General features: G+C 38.1%; 18 protein-coding genes. 16 read left to right on the forward strand and 2 right to left on the reverse strand.

From position 1 onward, the window contains the following. Positions 1 to 44 precede the first annotated feature (44 nt). Complete coding sequence (locus J2S74_RS08000) at positions 45 to 1,379, reverse strand: AAA family ATPase (protein WP_307324002.1); 1,335 nt, start codon at positions 1,377 to 1,379, stop codon at positions 45 to 47. A 414-nt stretch (positions 1,380 to 1,793) separates the two neighbouring features. Here J2S74_RS08000 and J2S74_RS08005 point away from each other — a divergent pair, with 414 nt between their 5' ends. The 13 genes from J2S74_RS08005 to J2S74_RS08065 all read left to right on the forward strand — a co-directional run bounded on the left by J2S74_RS08005 (position 1,794) and on the right by J2S74_RS08065 (position 15,079). Then, positions 1,794 to 2,411 (forward strand): YczE/YyaS/YitT family protein, encoded by a 618-nt coding sequence (locus tag J2S74_RS08005; RefSeq protein ID WP_307324003.1) that lies wholly within the window; start codon positions 1,794 to 1,796, stop codon positions 2,409 to 2,411. After that, positions 2,395 to 2,814: a cysteine metabolism transcriptional regulator CymR gene (gene cymR / locus J2S74_RS08010; RefSeq protein ID WP_307324005.1), complete on the forward strand. Its 420-nt coding sequence runs from the start codon at positions 2,395 to 2,397 to the stop codon at positions 2,812 to 2,814. Before J2S74_RS08005 ends, cymR begins: the two co-directional genes overlap by 17 nt. A 280-nt stretch (positions 2,815 to 3,094) precedes the next feature. Continuing rightward, positions 3,095 to 4,234, forward strand: coding sequence for a cysteine desulfurase family protein (locus J2S74_RS08015; RefSeq protein WP_307324007.1), 1,140 nt, complete (start codon positions 3,095 to 3,097; stop codon positions 4,232 to 4,234). Positions 4,235 to 4,261: 27 nt separating this feature from the next. Beyond that, positions 4,262 to 5,368: a tRNA 2-thiouridine(34) synthase MnmA gene (gene mnmA / locus J2S74_RS08020; RefSeq protein ID WP_307324009.1), complete on the forward strand. Its 1,107-nt coding sequence runs from the start codon at positions 4,262 to 4,264 to the stop codon at positions 5,366 to 5,368. A gap of 381 nt (positions 5,369 to 5,749) precedes the next feature. Beyond that, positions 5,750 to 6,412, forward strand: a complete 663-nt coding sequence (locus J2S74_RS08025) for a tetratricopeptide repeat protein (protein ID WP_307324011.1) — start codon at positions 5,750 to 5,752, stop codon at positions 6,410 to 6,412. A gap of 15 nt (positions 6,413 to 6,427) precedes the next feature. Further along, positions 6,428 to 8,725: an SF1B family DNA helicase RecD2 gene (gene recD2 / locus J2S74_RS08030; RefSeq protein WP_307324014.1), complete on the forward strand. Its 2,298-nt coding sequence runs from the start codon at positions 6,428 to 6,430 to the stop codon at positions 8,723 to 8,725. A gap of 107 nt (positions 8,726 to 8,832) precedes the next feature. After that, the gene (locus J2S74_RS08035; protein ID WP_307324016.1) at positions 8,833 to 9,312 is read left to right on the forward strand and encodes a PRC-barrel domain-containing protein; all 480 of its coding nucleotides are present in this window, start codon (positions 8,833 to 8,835) and stop codon (positions 9,310 to 9,312) included. A gap of 18 nt (positions 9,313 to 9,330) precedes the next feature. Next, positions 9,331 to 9,519 carry a YrzR-like zinc ribbon domain gene (locus tag J2S74_RS08040; protein ID WP_307324018.1) on the forward strand — a complete coding sequence of 63 codons (189 nt, stop codon included), beginning with the start codon at positions 9,331 to 9,333 and terminating at the stop codon, positions 9,517 to 9,519. A 262-nt stretch (positions 9,520 to 9,781) separates the two neighbouring features. Next, on the forward strand, positions 9,782 to 10,858 hold the full coding sequence (locus J2S74_RS08045; protein WP_307324021.1) for an AI-2E family transporter: 1,077 nt from the start codon (positions 9,782 to 9,784) through the stop codon (positions 10,856 to 10,858). 447 nt (positions 10,859 to 11,305) lie between these two features. Beyond that, positions 11,306 to 13,942: an alanine--tRNA ligase gene (gene alaS, locus J2S74_RS08050; protein WP_307324023.1), complete on the forward strand. Its 2,637-nt coding sequence runs from the start codon at positions 11,306 to 11,308 to the stop codon at positions 13,940 to 13,942. A gap of 103 nt (positions 13,943 to 14,045) precedes the next feature. Further along, on the forward strand, positions 14,046 to 14,312 hold the full coding sequence (locus J2S74_RS08055; RefSeq protein ID WP_307324025.1) for an IreB family regulatory phosphoprotein: 267 nt from the start codon (positions 14,046 to 14,048) through the stop codon (positions 14,310 to 14,312). Positions 14,313 to 14,314: 2 nt separating this feature from the next. Then, entirely contained in the window at positions 14,315 to 14,731 is a 417-nt protein-coding gene (gene ruvX, locus J2S74_RS08060; RefSeq protein ID WP_307324027.1) for a Holliday junction resolvase RuvX, read from the forward strand. A gap of 39 nt (positions 14,732 to 14,770) precedes the next feature. Beyond that, complete coding sequence (locus J2S74_RS08065; RefSeq protein ID WP_307324030.1) at positions 14,771 to 15,079, forward strand: DUF1292 domain-containing protein; 309 nt, start codon at positions 14,771 to 14,773, stop codon at positions 15,077 to 15,079. Positions 15,080 to 15,210: 131 nt separating this feature from the next. Here the strand turns inward: J2S74_RS08065 and J2S74_RS08070 are convergent, their stop codons facing one another. Continuing rightward, positions 15,211 to 15,552 (reverse strand): ArsR/SmtB family transcription factor, encoded by a 342-nt coding sequence (locus tag J2S74_RS08070; protein WP_307324032.1) that lies wholly within the window; start codon positions 15,550 to 15,552, stop codon positions 15,211 to 15,213. Positions 15,553 to 15,754: 202 nt separating this feature from the next. On the opposite strand from J2S74_RS08070, the gene mltG reads away from it, so the two are divergent. The 3 genes from mltG (at position 15,755) to J2S74_RS08085 (ending at position 18,934) form a co-directional block, all read left to right on the forward strand. Beyond that, complete coding sequence (gene mltG / locus J2S74_RS08075; protein ID WP_307324034.1) at positions 15,755 to 16,867, forward strand: endolytic transglycosylase MltG; 1,113 nt, start codon at positions 15,755 to 15,757, stop codon at positions 16,865 to 16,867. Positions 16,868 to 16,998: 131 nt separating this feature from the next. Further along, positions 16,999 to 17,643, forward strand: coding sequence for an O-methyltransferase (locus J2S74_RS08080; RefSeq protein ID WP_307324036.1), 645 nt, complete (start codon positions 16,999 to 17,001; stop codon positions 17,641 to 17,643). 361 nt (positions 17,644 to 18,004) lie between these two features. Next, on the forward strand, positions 18,005 to 18,934 hold the full coding sequence (locus tag J2S74_RS08085; protein ID WP_307324038.1) for a peptidase U32 family protein: 930 nt from the start codon (positions 18,005 to 18,007) through the stop codon (positions 18,932 to 18,934). Positions 18,935 to 18,945 lie beyond the last annotated feature (11 nt).

The raw sequence follows: 18,945 nt of genomic DNA on the forward strand, positions 1-18,945 counted from the left end.
ACCAATCTAATACATCATAGTGAAATATAATGAGAGTGAGCCTGCTAAATTCCACGTTTATTTCTTTCCTTAAAATAATCCAGTCTTTTTTGAACTGTTTTTTCATAACCATTCTGGGAAGGGGCGTAGAATTTATTATCTTTTAATTGATCTGGTAAATATTGCTGTGGCACATAATGGTGATCATAATCATGGGGATATTTATATCCTTTTCCATGGCCTAGCGTAGCAGCTCCTTTATAATGGGCATCCCTTAAATGGACTGGGACATCCCCTGTTTTCTCCTTTTCTACTCTATTTAAAGCTGCATCTATACCGTTAATCACAGCATTACTCTTAGGTGCAGTAGCTACATAGAGGGCAGCTTCAGCAAGGGGAATCCTTGCTTCAGGCATACCAATGAACTCTACAGCATAAGCTGCTGCTTGTGCTATTAAAAGGGCATTAGGATCAGCAAGTCCCACATCCTCTGCTGCATGAACGTAAATTCTTCGTGCAATAAATCTAGGGTCTTCCCCGGCGTAAATCATCTTCGCAAGCCAATAAAGGGTTGCATCAGGATCAGACCCACGCATACTTTTAATAAAAGCTGAAATAGTATCATAATGCTGGTCTCCAGATTTATCATACTGGAGTACTCGTTTTTGGATGGAGGCCTCAGCTATTTCTAGGTTAATAAAAATAGTCCCATCTTCATTTGGGTCTGTAGTCAAAATCGCTAACTCTAACGCGTTTAATGCAGTTCTAGCATCACCATTCGAAACATTTACTAAATGATCTAGTGCATCCCTTTCCAGGTGGATTGGATAGTTTCCAAATCCTCGTTCTTTATCGGTAATTGCTACTTGAATTACCTGTTCAATTTCCTCATTATTTAATGACTGTAGACGAAACAGTCTGGAACGGGAAAGAAGTGCCGGGTTTACTTCGAACATGGGGTTTTCCGTTGTAGCGCCAATCAGTATGACAGTCCCATCCTCGACAAAAGGAAGTAGTGCATCCTGCTGACCTTTATTAAATCGGTGTATCTCGTCTATAAAAAGAACTGTTTTTTCTTGGTCGTATTTTAAGCGGTCTTTGGCCCTTTGTACGATTTCTCTTACTTCCTTTATACCAGCAATAACTGCGTTTAATTGTTCAAAGTGGGCAGAGGTTGTATTGGCTATTACTTTGGCTAATGTTGTTTTTCCGGTACCAGGGGGACCATAAAATATCATTGGTGTTAACCTGTCTGCTTCTATGGCTCTTCTCAATAGGGTTCCTTTACCGACGATTTCTTTTTGTCCAATAACTTCGTCAATAGTACGAGGGCGCATTCTTGCTGCTAAGGGACCTTTCGGTGTATCATGTTCTTTGTTGTTAAATTCAAACAAATCCATTCTAGAAAACTCCTTTCAAACGTGGAGATAACTTTTTAAAAAGCTGCTTTATAAAAGTAGTTGCTATTGAATAAACTTATCTTTCGAATCCGTTACAGGCTCTAAACGCTCGTCGCTGGAGTCGCCGCCTTTCACTTCTCGATATATAAATCAATAATCTTTGGAAAAGAGCCTTTGATGAAGTATTATATAGGAATTTTTCTGCTAAAATTAATTCTTAATCACAAAGTATAGTAACACGCTTACCACGAAAAGGCTATTTCTATGCTATAATAATAACGGGATGAGGGAACTAACTATTGTCATAATTTAATAGGTTCTTTTATTGTTTTAGTTTGTGGTTAATTATTTAGAGAGAAAGAAGATGGGGAAGTGAAAGATAACTGTATAGGATTCATTCAGAATCACACATCAATGTTTCGTTGGGGTGTCTTTCTCATTGGATTAATTATCATGAGTTTTGGCATCGCCTTAATCATTCGAGCAGATTTAGGAAGTGCACCATGGGATGTACTCCATATTGGTCTAACCCTAAACTTTGGTTTAACAATTGGGACATGGACAATCATTATGGGGTTTTTACTTTTAATCGCAGCTTCATTTTTGACGAAAGAATTTCCTAAATTAGGTGCATTTCTAAATATGGTTTTTGTAGGAGTTTTTGTGGACATTTTTTTATTTTTATTAAATACACCAACGTCACTATTTTTGCAAGGCATCATGTTAGTAGTTGGAATTTTAATTATGGGATTTGGAATAGGCGTTTATATTTCACCGAAATGCGGTGCAGGACCGAGGGATAGTTTAATGCTTGCTGTTTCTTCCAAAACGAGGTTAACTGTTCCACAAGTTAGAATTAGTATGGAGGTAGCCGTTCTTGCTTTTGGGTGGCTCTTAGGTGGCCCAGTTTTTATAGGTACAATACTCTTTAGTCTAACAATTGGTCACGTTACTGGAATTTCATTAATATGGTGTCAAACATGGATGGATCGGCGAATGGAAAGAGGGGTTAAAGTTGAAAATATCCACTAAAGGCAGATACGGATTAACGATTATGATGGCATTGGCAAAAAAATATGGGGAAGGACCCACTTCCCTAAAATCAATTGCAAAGGACTATGACTTGTCAGAGCATTATTTGGAGCAATTAATCGCTCCCCTAAGAAATGCAACGTTGGTAAAAAGTGTAAGGGGTGCTTATGGAGGTTACATGCTTTCTAAGCCCCCTGCTAATATTACAGCAGGTGATATTATTCGTGTATTAGAAGGTCCAATAAGTCCTGTAGAAGTAATGGATGACGAAGAACCGGCAAAAAGGGATTTATGGATAAAAATCCGTGACGCAGTCAAGGAAGTTTTAGATAGTACCACACTAGAAGACTTAGCAAATTACGAAGACAAAGGCGACCAAGAGTATTATATGTTTTATATTTAAGGTAAAGAAAAAAGAAGATCTTCCTTTTTTCTTTACCTTAAGGATGACGAAGCTGTCGCCCTCATTTAAGAGCCTGTTTGAGTACTTTCCTCAAACAGGCGAGCGACGAGCGAGTCATCCATCCTGAGAACAGGTTACATTTCCACCTTTTTGACTAAACCTATTAAGTGAGGGCCAAAGGCTCCTCACTTTTCTTTTTGAAAAAAAATATGTATTCTTATCTACAGGGTTATACTTAATAAAAGACGCTTAAATCGATTAAATATAGAAGGTGTTAACAATGGAACGTATTTATTTAGATCATGCTGCAACATCACCGATGCATCCTGACGTGTTTGCAGCAATGAAGCCGTATTACGATAATATTTTTGGAAACCCGTCTAGTATTCATCATTTTGGACGTGAAGCAAGAAGAGGCTTAGATGAATCGAGGGAATCAATTGCAAAGGCAATTGATGCTTCCTTTGATGAGATTGTTTTCACAAGTGGTGGAACGGAGGCAGATAATTTAGCAATTATCGGCTATGCCTTAGCACATCGCAGTGAGGGAGAGCATTTGATCACCACGAAGATAGAGCATCATGGGGTTTTACATGCCTTTGAATACTTGGAAAAGCTAGGTTTCACTGTTAATTATCTAGATGTGGATGAGTTCGGTCGTATTTCAACAGATACACTAGAACAAGCCCTTCGTGAAGATACGATTCTTGTTTCATGTATGTTCGGAAATAATGAAGTTGGTACTGTTCAGCCAATAAAAGAAATAGGGCAACTACTTAGAAATCACCAGGCAGTATTTCATACTGATGCTGTCCAAGCTTTTGGCTTAGAAACCATAAATGTAAATGAGCTGAATGTTGACTTCCTAGCAGTTTCCGCTCATAAACTAAATGGGCCAAAGGGCATTGGTTTTTTATATGCTAAAAAAGGACTAGCCCTAGCTCCTTTACTTCATGGTGGTGAACAGGAAAGAAAACGAAGAGCAGGTACCGAAAATGTGGCGGGAATTGTTGGACTGCAAAAAGCTGTAGAGCTTTCTATAAAGGAAATGGAAGAGAGAAAACAAGCATACGAAACATATCGTCAGATTATATTAGACACATTTAAACGGGAGGAGATTTCCTTTCTTGTAAATGGTCATGACCATTATTATTTACCCCATATTTTAAATGTGAGCTTTCCAGGGTTAAGTGTTGAATCACTTCTCATGAATCTCGACTTAGAAGGGGTTGCCGTTTCTAGTGGTTCAGCTTGTACGGCAGGTTCTATAGACCCTTCCCACGTTCTTACAGCAATGTTTGAAGATAAAAGAAGGAGTCATTCAGCTATTCGCTTTAGCTTTGGTTACGGATTAACAGAGGAGCAGGTGAAAAACGCGGCAGAACGGACCGTTAAAGTTGTCCAACGCTTAGAAAAATAGCTCTTGGAGAAAGGAGGATAAAGGACGATGAATAATCTAAAAGATAGAGATAAAGGGGATATCCGTGTTGTTGTTGGTATGTCTGGAGGTGTAGATTCCTCCGTTGCTGCTTATTTACTAAAGGAGCAAGGCTACCAGGTTATCGGCATTTTTATGAAAAATTGGGATGATACAGATGACACAGGCATGTGTACAGCAACAGAGGATTATAACGATGTGATTCGTGTTTGCAATCAACTAGATATTCCTTACTATGCAGTGAACTTTGAAAAGGAATATTGGGATAAAGTATTTACTTATTTCCTTGATGAGTATAAAGCAGGTCGTACTCCAAATCCTGATGTAATGTGTAATAAGGAAATTAAATTTAAAGCATTCTTAGACCACGCCATGTCCCTTGGGGCAGATTATGTTGCCACTGGTCACTATGCAAGAGTAAGGCATAGCGAAAAGGGTGTTCAACTGTTACGTGGTGTGGACGATAATAAAGACCAAACTTATTTTTTAAATGCATTAAGTGAAGAACAGCTTGAACATGTTCTATTCCCAATTGGGGAAATCGAAAAGCCTCGGGTACGGGAGATTGCTAAAGAAGCTGGTTTGGCAACGGCCTCGAAAAAGGACAGTACTGGCATTTGCTTCATTGGGGAAAGAAACTTTAAAGAGTTCTTAAGTCAGTATTTACCAGCAACTCCAGGGGAAATGCAAACACTAGAAGGTGAAGTCAAGGGAAGGCATGATGGCCTTATGTACTACACTTTAGGACAGCGGCAAGGACTTGGTATTGGTGGTGCAGGTGAACCATGGTTTGTTGTAGGGAAGGATTTACAAAAAAATGTATTAATCGTAGGACAAGGCTATCACCACCCCGAGCTTTATTCCAAAGGCTTAATTGCAGAAAATGTGAATTGGATCAATAAAAATATAGTTGAAAAAGGTACTTTTCATTGTGTAGCGAAATTCCGGCACCGTCAGGAAGACCAAGGGGTTACGGTAACGATTATTAATGAGAGTGAAGTAAGAGTAGATTTTGATGAACCACAACGGGCCATCACCCCGGGACAATCGTCTGTTTTTTATGATGGGGATATATGCTTAGGTGGGGGAGTCATTAAAGAAGTAATAAAGGACTGATACAGAGTCAGTCCTTTTCCCTATGTTTTTAATAAACCGTATTTATATCTTTTATTGCTTTTTTTTGAAAAGCTTGGAGAAGCGGAAGGCGGCGACTCCAGCGGGAAAAGCAACTGCAGAAGACACCGAGGGTATTTTTCAGTGGACTAGAAGCAATCAGCGAAGCCGTTGCCCACAAGCGGGACCTGAGACGCTTCCACGAGTAGTTTGCGTCGAGTAATCGCAGACGCAGGACGTGGGCGCCCTTTAGGCGTAATTGGTCTGCCTGTAGCGTATCCAAGCCATATTAAATTTCAGAAAAACAATAATCATAGGAGTAACTTTTAAAAAAACAGCAAAACATTAATACACCATAAAAAAGAGTGAGGTTAAGAGTAGAAAATGGATAAAAACAAACTTGCAGTTGAGAAAATGAAGGATGGAAATATTGAAGAAGCAGCTAAATTATTAAACGAAGCCATTGAAGAGAACCCAAAGGATGCAGTAGCTTATACAAATTTCGGAAATTTACTTTCTGCCGTCCAAGAAAAGGAAAAAGCACTGATTTTTTTTAATAAAGCCATTGAATTGGATGCAGATTTGGCTGCTGCCTATTACGGAAAAGGGAATGTATTGTATAATGAAGACAAGTTTTTAGAAGCGATCGATGTATACCAAGAGGCATTGGCAAAAGGACTTCACGAAGGTGACGTCTATTATATGCTAGGAATGAGTTTCTATCAACAAGGAGACCTACCTAGATCATTGCCTAGCCTTCAACGTGCTACAGAATTGAATGTAACGGATATTGACGCTAAATTTCAGTATGGTTTAGTACTAGCTCAATTGGAACAAATTGATGAAGCAATAAATGTCTTTGAAGAGGTTATCCAATTGGATGAGACACATGCCGATAGTTATTTTAATTTAGGGGTTGCTTTTACATACAAAAATGAACTTGAAACAGCATTAACAATGTTTAATAAGGCTTTAGAGATACAACCAGATCATACGCTTAGTGCCAATGGGAAAAAACAGGTGGAAAAGCTGCTTCAAGGAGAGTAGAAAGTAGGATTCCATATGCTAGAATTGGAAACTGGTCAGGAAGAAAAGGATTATATAAAGGGTGAGCTTCTTTATACTGTTTATCACAGTGAAGAATCCCTATATACCGTTGCAAAAATCAAGGTCAAAGAGGCATCTAATCCTTTAGTGGAAAAGGAAACTACTGTAGTTGGTGTGATGCCCCGCCTAGAAATGGATGTAAACTATTTATTTCATGGTCATTTAACGGAGCATCCAAGATTCGGCCGTCAATACAAAGTAGAACAATTTCAAAAAATTATGCCGGAAACGGAACAAGGCATTATTCTTTACCTTTCTAGTGAACGTTTTCCTGGAATTGGTAAAAAAACTGCAGAGAAAATTGTAGATGTTTTAGGAAAAGAAGCTATTTCAAGAATTGTTGAGGATCGTGCATCACTTGAAAAAATCCCAGGTCTAAATCCAAAAAAAGCAGAAGAAATTTATCAAACTCTACTCGAAGATCAAGGAATCGAGCAGGTGCTAATGCGACTATACGAATTTGGTTTTGGTTTGCAGTTAGCCGTGAAGGTGTATCAAGTTTATAAGACCGAAGCATTGGTAATTATTGAAACAAATCCCTATCAAATGATCGAAGATGTTGAGGGAATTGGTTTTGGGAGAGCGGACATGATCGGTAGGAAACAAGGGATCACAGGAAGCCACCCTGACCGTATCAAAGCTGCTGTCCTTTATACATTAAACGAAAATTCCATGAATGAAGGACATGTTTTTGTACGAAACGAAACGATCGTCACAAACAGTAAAGTCCTATTAGAAAAGGAGGGGGGAGAGGAAATTTCTTCCCTGAAGATTGCTGATCAGGTCATTGCGTTAGGAGAAGAGGGCAAAATCATTGTGGAAGAGGATCGGATGTATTTGCCCTCCCTTTATTTTGCCGAGCAAGGTATCGTCTCGAATCTGCATCGGTTATTAGACAGTGACAATGATATGGAGGAATATCCAGATTCTGAGTTCTATAAGGCTTTAGGACAAGTGGAAGAATCGTTAGGAATAAGCTATGCTCCCTCCCAGCAGGAGGCGATAAAAGAAGCCTTGTCTTCTCCAATAATGATTTTAACGGGTGGTCCAGGTACTGGTAAAACAACGGTTATAAAAGGCTTAGTAGAAGTGTTTGGTATATTAAAGGGAATTTCCGTGAACCCAGAAGATTATAAGAAAAAAGGGGACTTTCCTATTTTAATGGCGGCACCTACTGGCCGAGCTGCTAAAAGAATGAGTGAATCGACGGGGTTACCTGCTTCTACTATACATCGGTTATTAGGATTTAAAGGTAATGAAGCTGAAATTGATGACGAACATCCAGAACAATTGGAAGGCAAGCTGATTATATTAGATGAAATGTCTATGGTTGATACTTGGCTAGCAAATCAATTATTGAAAGCAATCCCGAAAGATATGCAGGTTGTATTTGTGGGGGATGAAGACCAGCTTCCGTCTGTAGGTCCTGGCCAAGTGTTAGCAGATTTATTAGCTTCAAAAATCATTCCTGCAGTGAAACTCACGGATATATACAGACAATCGGAAGGCTCCAAAATAATTGATTTTTCCCATGGAATTAAAGAAGGAAAATTACCGGAGCGTATTGATTCCACAAGCAAAGATTTAAGGTTCTTTCCTTGTTCTCAGCAAAATGTACCCGAAGCAGTTAAAAGAATTTGTGAAGGAGCTATTAGTAAAGGCTATTCTGCGAGAGAAATCCAGGTTCTCGCCCCTATGTACCGTGGTGTGGCAGGTGTAGAGAATTTAAATGATATGCTGCAAAAGCTATTTAATCCCCCTACTGAAAAAGGCCGGGAAGTTACGTACGGAAATATTGTCTATCGAACAGGAGATATGGTATTGCAACTCGTAAATAATCCAGAAGAAAATGTGTTTAATGGAGACCGTGGTGAAATTGTTGCTATATTTACAGAAAAGGAAAATACCGATCGTGAAGTTAAAATTGTCATTTCCTTTGATGGAATTGAAGTAACCTATACGAAACCTGATCTATCCCAAATCACCCATGCATACTGCTGTTCCATTCATAAGTCTCAAGGAAGCGAATTTCCTATTGTGATTATGCCAGTTGTTAAAGGCTATTATCGAATGCTTCGAAAAAAACTAATTTATACCGGAGTAACAAGGGCAAAGAATTTCTTGCTATTATGTGGTGAGTGGGATGCTTTAGCGTATGCAGTGGGAAATGATTCCGATGTAAAAAGGAATACGATGTTAACGAAAAAGTTAAAAAATTTCACTAAGGCAAATAGAAGTTCAAGTAAAATATAGATAATGAACTGTTGCGTTTTAACATAATTTTATTATGGCTAAAACATACCAGCATTATTAACCCACAGTCTCCAAACACTAAGAATGTTCGAAAGGAGGGAAATCCTTTGCGGACGTTCCAAAAGGTCAAGGGAGCACCTATATTAGAAAGGGAAACTAAACGTATTATTGGTACAGTGTCTGACTTAGTTCTTTCTGATGAAGTAACAAAAGTAAAGGGATATTGGGTTCAAACTCGAAAATGGTGGTCAAAAAAACATTACCTTTCATTAGAGGAAATAACGCATGAGGACGGGGATGGGTTATATGTTGACAAGGGGACAACTTTAACTCTCATGCCGAAGAAAAAAAATAAACGTCTTATAGACGGGAACGGCCATTTAATAGGTAAACCAATATTAGAACAGGACGGGACAATGGTTGGGATCATTGAAGATGTATATTTTCTTCCAGATTCGGGCATGATTGTAGGGTATGAACTTACGGAAGGATTATTTTCTGATTTTACTAAGGGAATAAGGCTTTTAAAGCCTAAATTACCCTTAATTCAAAGGGAAGAATCCTTCATGGTTCTAAAGGAATCATAAGATCTGGAGGTTGTCCCTATGCGTTGTCCTAATTGTAAAGGTAAAGATATTGGAAAAATTGGAACAAACCAGTATTACTGCTGGAATTGCTTTATAGAGTTATCCATTAAAGATGATCGGTTTTGTCTACACCAAGTGGAACCTGACGGATCTTTAAGCTCCCTTGACGATTTATTTGAAGAGGAAGAACGAAAAATCATGGAATAAATCAATAAGGGTGGTGACAATAGGTGAGAATGTTAGTATCATTAGCCGCTATTGGTGCCGGAGCATATGCTTATAGAAACATGGATAAGAGAACAAAAAAGCAAATTAGGAAAGCTTTTCAACAATTTCAGCGTTAGTTCACACATGGAGAACGGTTAATCCTATATAAAATGTATGAGAAAACCTTATTTTGAAATAATAGTGTACCAAAAGGTATTATTTTAGCCTTTGGTACACTTCATTATTTTTGAGGAGGAGCATCATGGAGAATCGTTTGCTATACTGGATCATGAGGCTCGGATTTGTTTTACTGGTTGGTCTTGTTCTGTTTATGTTTGTTCAGTTGCTTACATACATTTCACCTTTGTTCAAATTGGCAGGAAGAATTGCCTTACCCTTTATATTAGCAGGAATTATTGCATATTTATTACACCCGATCGTGGAACGGCTTGAAAAAAATAATGTTCCAAGACCATTATCCATCTTGTTAATTTATTCTGCTTTTATTGTTATGTTTGTATGGATTATATTTAAAGGAACACCTTATATTATACAGGAAGGTCAGGATTTATTAGAGCAGCTTCCTAAAATGGCAGAGACATACAGAAATTTTGCTAATACAGTACATGAGCAAACAGAGGTTTTACCATCGACGTTCCAAGAACGGGCCGATGGTTGGTTAGAAAGTGTGGAAGCTTTTATTGCTGAATCCATATTACAAGTAGGTGTCTTTTTAAGGGAGTTAGTAGATTGGATGCTTCTTTTGATCGTTATCCCCTTTATTGTTTTTTATTTATTAAAGGACATAAATCTTGTGAAAAAAGTTTGTTGGTATTTAACGCCTGAGAGGTTTCGTTCAGAGGGCTTGAATTTAATAAAGGAAGTAGATCATTCTCTTGGAAATTATATTAGAGGTCAGTTGTTAGTATGTGCCGTTGTGGGCTTATTGGCGTATATTGGTTTTTTGATTATAAATATGCCTTATGCCCTGTTATTGGCAGTTTTTATTGGACTTACAAATATTATTCCTTATTTCGGTCCAATTATTGGGGTAATACCAGTTATATTTATTGCATTAACAGAATCGTTACATTTAGTGATTCTAGGGTTAATTGTAAACTTCATAGTACAAATTATTGAAGGAAACTTATTAGCTCCAATCATTGTTGGAAAAACGTTGCATATGCATCCTGTTTTGATTATCTTCGCCTTAATTGTGGGAGGAGAAATGGCAGGTGTAATTGGGTTAATTATTTCTGTACCAATACTAACCATCCTTCGAGTCATTTTTCTTCACGTTCGGCGTTTAGTTCGAGAAAGGAAAGGTATTTATACGTAATTAACATCTATTTGTCGATTATAGTTGACAAATGCGACTCCTATTTCTATAATGCAGGTATAATTTACAAAAAATAAATTGATGACGGAACGGATTACTAAAGACCATCTAAAGCACGATGCTGCTTGTCAGAGAGGAATTTCCTTGGGCTGTAAGAAATTCTAGATGAAGGTTAGTAATTAGCTACTCCTGAGAGCAAGTGAAACCTTGCCGGTTAAACGACCGTTATTCGTTGAAAGGTGATAAAATGGAGGATTTAAATAGGGATCCAATATTTTATAACCAGGGTGGTACCGCGTGAGTAAACTCTCGTCCCTGTTTCAGGGAGGGAGTTTTTTTTATTTCAAAAATAATTGGCCCTCCTGTAATGGAGTCGAGCGATATTCTACTTTCCAAAAAGGAAATAGCCAATAAAAAATTAAAATTAGTGTGATTGGAGGAAAAGAAATGAAACAATTAAGTTCTGCCGAAGTTCGGCAAATGTTTTTAGATTTTTTCAAAGAAAAAGGACATGATGTGGAGCCAAGTGCATCCCTTGTTCCACACGAAGATCCATCCCTTTTATGGATTAATAGTGGTGTTGCTACATTAAAAAAATACTTTGATGGGCGTGTTATCCCTAAAAATCCAAGAATAACAAATGCCCAAAAATCAATTCGTACAAATGATATTGAAAATGTAGGAAAAACAGCAAGACACCATACTTTCTTTGAGATGCTAGGTAATTTTTCTATTGGAGATTATTTTAAGAAGGAAGCTATTCATTGGGCTTGGGAGTTTTTAACGAGTGATGAATGGATTGGTTTTGAAGAAGAGAAGCTTTCTGTTACCATTTACCCTGATGATGAGGAAGCTTTTGAATTTTGGAATAAAGAAATTGGTCTCCCTGAAGAACGTATTATTCGCTTGAAAGATAACTTCTGGGATATTGGGGAAGGACCTTGTGGACCAAATACAGAGATCTTCTATGATCGTGGCGAGGCTTATGGAAACGACCCTAATGATCCAGAATTATTTCCTGGGGGAGAAAACGAACGTTATTTGGAGATATGGAACTTAGTTTTTTCCCAATATAATCATAATCCAGATGGAAGTTATACACCCCTTCCTAAGAAAAACATTGATACGGGTATGGGATTAGAGCGAATGGTATCCGTAATTCAGGATGTGAAGACAAACTTTGATACAGACTTGTTTATTCCCATTATTCAGGCTACAGAACAAATCTCAGGGGTAGATTACGGAAAATCGGATGAATTGGACACTGCCTTTAAGGTTATTGCCGATCACATTCGTACAGTAACCTTTGCTGTTTCCGATGGAGCACTCCCTTCTAATGAAGGACGTGGTTATGTATTAAGAAGGCTCCTTCGCCGTGCAGTTAGGTTTGCAAAGCAAATTAATATTGAACGTCCATTTATGTATGAGCTTGTACCGGTAGTGGGTGAAATTATGAAAGATTTCTACCCAGAAGTGAAAGAAAAGACAGAGTTCATTCAAAAGGTTATTAAGAATGAGGAAGAACGCTTCCATGAAACGTTGAATGAGGGGCTGACTATATTAAACAAAATCATGGAAAAGGCAAAGGAAGAGGACAAAAGTATTATTGAGGGGACGGATGTTTTCCGACTATACGACACATATGGGTTTCCGGTAGACTTAACGGAAGAATACGTTAAGGAAGCAGGCTTTGAGGTTGATATACCAGGTTTTGAAGATGAAATGAAAAAGCAAAGGGACCGTGCAAGAGCCGCTCGTCAAGAATTGGGCTCTATGCAAACACAGGATGAGATTCTCGGCAACATTAAAGTGGAAAGTGAATTTGTAGGTTATGATCTATTAGAAATTCCTGCTGTAATTCAAACAATTGTAAAGGAAAAGGAATTGGCAGAAGAAGCACGAGTTGGTGAAACGGTGCAAATTATTACAGATCGTACACCGTTTTACGCGGAAAGCGGTGGGCAAATTGCTGACTTAGGAACGTTTGAGAATGATGACACTGTATTGGAAGTTAAGGATGTGAAAAAAGCACCTAACGGCCAAAATCTCCATACAGTGGAAGTGGTTAAAGGGACATTAACAACGAACATGACCTTTGCTGCTAAGGTCGATAGACATAATCGAAAAGGTGTTATTAAGAACCATACAGCAACCCATCTATTACACCAAGCATTGAAGGATGTTCTAGGGGAGCATGTGAATCAAGCAGGATCCCTTGTTGCAGCTGACCGCCTGCGGTTTGACTTCTCACATTTCGGCCAAATAAATACGAAAGAGTTAGAGAAGATTGAGGAAATCGTAAATGAAAAGGTATGGGAAGGTATTCAAGTTCAAACGATGTACCGAAGCTTACAGGAAGCTAAGGAAATGGGAGCAATGGCTTTGTTTGGTGAGAAATATGGTGACACAGTCCGTGTTGTTCAGGTAGGAGACTATAGTCTTGAACTTTGTGGAGGATGCCATGTTAATAACTCTGCTGAAATTGGTTTGTTTAAAATTGTTTCTGAAGGTGGTATTGGTGCTGGAGTACGCAGAATAGAAGCGGTTACGGGAAAAAATGCCTACGAACACATGAACAGCCAAGTGGATGTATTGAAAGAAGCAGCTGAACTGTTAAAAACGAAGCTGACAGAAGTACCATTCCGTATCGAGCAGCTTCAACATCAATTAAAGGAAAAGGAACGGGAAAATGAATCCTTTGCTGCAAAATTAAGCCAGTTAGAGGCAGGAAATATTTTGGATGATTTAGAAGTAGTTAATGGTATTTCCCTTTTAGTGAAAAAAGTAAACGTCCCAGATATGAATCGTTTAAGACAAATGGCAGATTCATTAAAAGAAAAGGTGGAATCAGGTATTCTTGTCCTTGCCGCTGTTAACAATGATAAAGTTAATATTGTTGCTAGTGTATCGAAGGATCTTGTAAAGGAAGGCTATCATGCTGGTAATATTGTAAAAGAAGTTGCTACACGCTGTGGAGGCGGAGGGGGAGGCCGCCCAGATATGGCACAAGCAGGTGGAAAAGATCCAAACAAGTTAGCAGAAGCTTTGAAAATTGTTCCTGATTTAGTAAAAAGAAATTACTAATTGGAATCAATTGGTGTAAAATAAAAGACAAGGGTAAATGTACGTGACCAAAATTTGATTCCCTTAAGCCTTTCTTTTCAAAAAAGGAGCGAGGTGTGTAAAAATGAGTTCGATGGATAACACGATGAAGTTTAATTTTAATGATGAATCGATGGATGAAGATGTGAAGGATGTTCTTCTGGCTGTGTACTCTTCGTTAGAGGAAAAGGGCTATAATCCCATTAACCAAATCGTTGGTTATTTATTGTCTGGAGATCCGGCCTATATTCCTCGTCATAACGATGCAAGAGCATTAATTCGAAAAATTGAGCGAGACGAAATTATTGAGGAGTTAGTAAGGTCCTATTTATCCCAACACGATAAGGAGTAGCCATGAAAGTTCTAGGATTAGATGTAGGCACAAGAACGATCGGTGTAGCTGTGAGTGATGCTTTTGGATGGACTGCGCAGGGTGTCGAAACAATTAAGCGTGTGGAAAATGATGAAGAAAAGGATTTCGAAAGGTTAGATACGTTAATCAAGGAACACGAGGTGGGCACAATTGTTGTAGGTCTTCCTAAAAATATGAATGGTACCATTGGCCCTAGCGGTGAATTGTGTCAAGCCTTTGCTGATAAGCTAAAGGCTAGAACCAATTTGAAGGTTGAGTTATGGGACGAACGTTTATCTACTGTTGCTGCAGAACGAATGCTGGTAACAGCGGATGTGAGCCGAAAGAAAAGAAAAAAGGTAATAGATAAGATGGCTGCGGTAATGATCTTACAAGGATACTTAGATAGAAACCAGTAAAAACTAGTCATGTTGTTGTTATGAAAGGAGAAGGTGGATATGGCCAATCACCAGATAAATATTCCAGAAGAGGAAGAGGCAAAAATTGTAATCGAAGATGAAGAGGGAGAGAAACATCTCTTCGAAGTATTATTCACTTTTGATGTGGATTCAACCGGTAAATCATACATGGTTTTAACCCCAGAAGGTTCTAACGAATCGGATGAGGAAGAAATGGAGGTTTATCCAGTAAGATATGAGGAACAGGATGAGGAAGACTATAAACTAATTCCAATTGATACAGATGAGGAATGGGAAATGGTTGAGGAGCTCCTAAATACCTTTTCAGAACAAGAAATGGATGAATAAAAAAGGCTTGGAGAAGCGAAAGGCGGCGACTCCAGCGGGAAAAGCAACATTCTTTTCTTGCGGCGAGTAATCGCAGGAGCAACCTATACGAAGAAGCAATAAAAAAGGTGAGAGCTTAGCTCTCATCTTTTTTATTCATCATCCGCGCGAAAGACGCAGCAAAGTTTCTCTGAAAGTAATGTATTTAACTCTGTATAATTAAGTTGATAATAATTCCATGTTCCTTTCGTTTCTTTTGTAATTAACTCTGCATCAAGGAGGATTTTTAAGTGATAGGATAATTTAGATTGTTTCATTTCAATCGTTTCACTTAAATCACATACACAAACAGATCCTTGGCGCGTAATTTCATAAAGAATTTCAAGTCTTTTTTCATCTGCGAGTGCCTTAAATTTTTTTTCAAATTGTTGGAAAAATTCAGGGGAAGGCTTATTGGAGTCTGTTGGAATTAATGGTATGGATAATGGGTCCATAATTAACACCTCAATTCAATTTTTATATCAAGAAAAATTGATTATAAGACTATTATAGCAAGATTTGATGGAAATACAACTGTTACCATTTTTTATAGGGGAGAATGGTGCATTTTCAGTGTTGTTAAACAATGTTTCGACATAAACCATCGAAAAATGATGGAAATGTAGTATAATAGATGGGGTGAAAGGGGGAGTAGCATTGTCTGATGAAAAAGATAAATTAAAACAGAAACATATAGAAAAACTTCAAGAGAGACAAAGAGAGGCAAGTATAGTACGTAGGATTGTGCTTGTATCGCTTATTGTAATAATATTGGCTGTTGCAGGTGTAGGATATGGGGTATATCAGCATATCGTCGGTGCCATTGGTCCTGTTGATGAAAATGATGACGAAATAGTCGAGGTAACTATCCCAATTGGCTCTACTGTTACTGGAATAGGAAATATTCTAGAAGAACATAATCTAGTAAGCAACGGGGATATGTTCCGGTTTTACGTTAGGTTTAGAAATGAGAGCGGTTTTCAAGCAGGCGATTACCAGTTGACTCGATCCATGGATATGGATGAAATCATTGAAGAGCTGAAACAGGGAACCATTTATCAAGAATATGAGCTTACTTTTACGATTCCTGAGGGACGTTGGCTGGATAATGTTGTGGCTCGAGTAGCAGATGAGACAAATCTAACGGAAGAAGAACTGATGGAAAAATTAGAAGATAGGGAGTATCTTGAATCCCTTATAGATCGTTATTCCATTTTAGATGACGTTATATTGGATGAGCGAATTCGTTGGCCACTAGAGGGTTATTTATTCCCCGCAAGGTATGATTTTGTGGATGAAGAATTAGAAGTAGAGCAGCTAATAGAGACTATGTTAAATCGTACAACAGAAGTTCTATCTGAAAGTGGTGCAAGCGGCTCCAACTATAGTTATCATGAAATATTAACTATTGCTTCGATTATTGAAGGGGAAGCTAGAAATGATGAGGAAAGGGCAAGAATCTCTGGTGTTATCCGTAACCGTCTTAATATTAGTATGAGACTTGAAATGGATCCGACAGTTGCCTATGCCCATGGAGAGCATTTTGAAAGGACTCTTTATGAACATTTGGACATCGAATCACCATATAACACATATCGAATTACTGGTTTACCAGTAGGACCAATCAATAACCCTGGTGCTGCTTCCATACGTGCTGCCTTGTATCCAGAGGATCACGATTACTTGTACTTCTTCCATGCTCCAAATGGTAATGTATATTTCTCAGAATCATTTCCTGAGCATAATAGAGCTGTACAACAGTATAGATAGTAAATTATTCCATTTGTAAGTAGGAGAGAATGTGGTATTCGCATTCTCTTCTTTTGTATGGTAAAATATATCGGGTTAAAGTAGAAACCCTGTGGAAACAGGGAAAAGAGCAGCCAAAGGAGGCGCTTTTTTTGGTTAAACGAGGGATTCAAGAAGATTATTTATCCTCTCTGCTGTTGGAGAGAAATGAAGATATTCAGGCAATAGAGAAATATGCTGAAGAAAATAATGTTCCAATAATGGAGCAGACAGGGATGCAGCTCCTGCTCCAAGTTCTCCAGCTCCATCGCCCTAAATCTATATTAGAAATAGGTACAGCTATTGGTTATTCCGCAATTAGAATGGCAGAGGTGACTCTAGCTCAAATTGTTACTGTAGAGAGGGACGAGGAAAGGATTAAAATAGCGGAAAGTAATATAAACAAAAAAGGTATGAACGATCGTATAAAGATCATAAAAGGGGATGCCTTAGAAGTTGAACCTGAAGTTTCGCAATACGGTCCCTATGATGTTTTATTTATAGATGCTGCTAAAGGACAGTATGAGCGTTTCTTTCACCTTTATGAGCCATTAGTGTCCATTGGTGGTGTCATTATTTCCGACAATGTTCTATTTAAAGGGCTGGTTTCAGGGGAAAGTGATATACCATCTAAAAGGCTAGAAGGTATGGTTAAAAAACTACGCAGCTATAATGAAGAAAGGATGGCTGACAAACGCTTTTCCTCCATGATCTACCCTGTAGGTGATGGGGTTATGGTCAGTATTAAGAAAGCTTAGTTTCTTTTTAAAGAAAAGTTTATTTATTAGTTGGATGTGGAAGTAATGAGGATATTCGCTTAAAACGTATACTTTCTGACATATACACAATTTCATATAAAAATCTGTTCAAAAAGCTCAAAAACTGACCTTTTTATATGAAAAATATGTTTTTATACGTTGTTTATTTTGAAACGAAGTAGATTGAAGCGTAATCAACTTCCAAATTTAGCACAGCAAAAAAAGTTTTCATTTATCGTGATGTCTAATAAGACATGGGAGTTATTGAACAGACTCTGTAAATATAATTGTATTAACTTGGGAGGGGTGTTCGAGCTAACACCGTTCTATTAATTAATGGAAGGAAATTGGTGGTGAAACTATGGCTAAACCAGAATTATTAGTAACGCCTACATCAGTAGCGCACATTGATGATGTAATAGATGCAGGAGCAACTGCGGTTATTGTAGGGGAAGAAACCTTTGGCCTACGCTTAGCTGGTGAATTTTCAAGGGATCATATTAAAGAAACAGTTTATAAAGCTCATGGGAAAGGAGTAAAAGTTTACGTAGCTGTAAACGGAATTTTTCATAACGACAGACTCTCAGACCTACCCGATTATCTGAAATATTTAGATGATATTGGAGTAGATGCTGTTGTTTTTGGAGATCCCGCTGTATTAATGGTAGCCCGTGAATTCGCTCCAAACATGAAGCTTCATTGGAACACGGAAACAACGGCAACAAACTGGTACACAGCAAACTACTGGGGAAGAAAAGGGGCAAAACGTGCTGTTCTAGCCCGGGAATTAAATATGGATGCCATTGTTGAAATAAAGGAAAATGCAGAAGTGGAAATTGAAGTACAAGTCCATGGCATGACTTGTATGTTTCAGTCAAAACGAACATTAATTGGGAACTATATGGAGTTTCAAGGGAAGGATTTAAAGGTAGAAGGGCGCAGTAAAGATCGTACCCTAATCTTGCATGATCCAGAAAGGGATGCAAAGTATCCTATCTGGGAAGATAAAAACGGGACCCATATTATGAGCCCAAAAGATATTTGTATTATTGATGAGCTGGAAGAAATGCTTGATGCAGGTATTGATTCGTTTAAAATTGATGGAATATTAAAAAGCAGTGACTACATTACGAAAATCACTAAGTTATATCGTGAGGCTATTGATTTGTATTTGGAAGATCCAGAAGCATACACAGATAAAAAAGACGATTTTGTAGAAGAAGTGAGAGCTATCCAGCCTCGTAACAGAGATATTGATACTGGCTTCTTCTTTAAAGAAACGGTTTATTAAGGGGGGAAATA

The organism is Evansella vedderi (genome assembly GCF_030813435.1).
Classification (GTDB): Bacteria; Bacillota; Bacilli; order Bacillales; family Salisediminibacteriaceae; genus Evansella; species Evansella vedderi.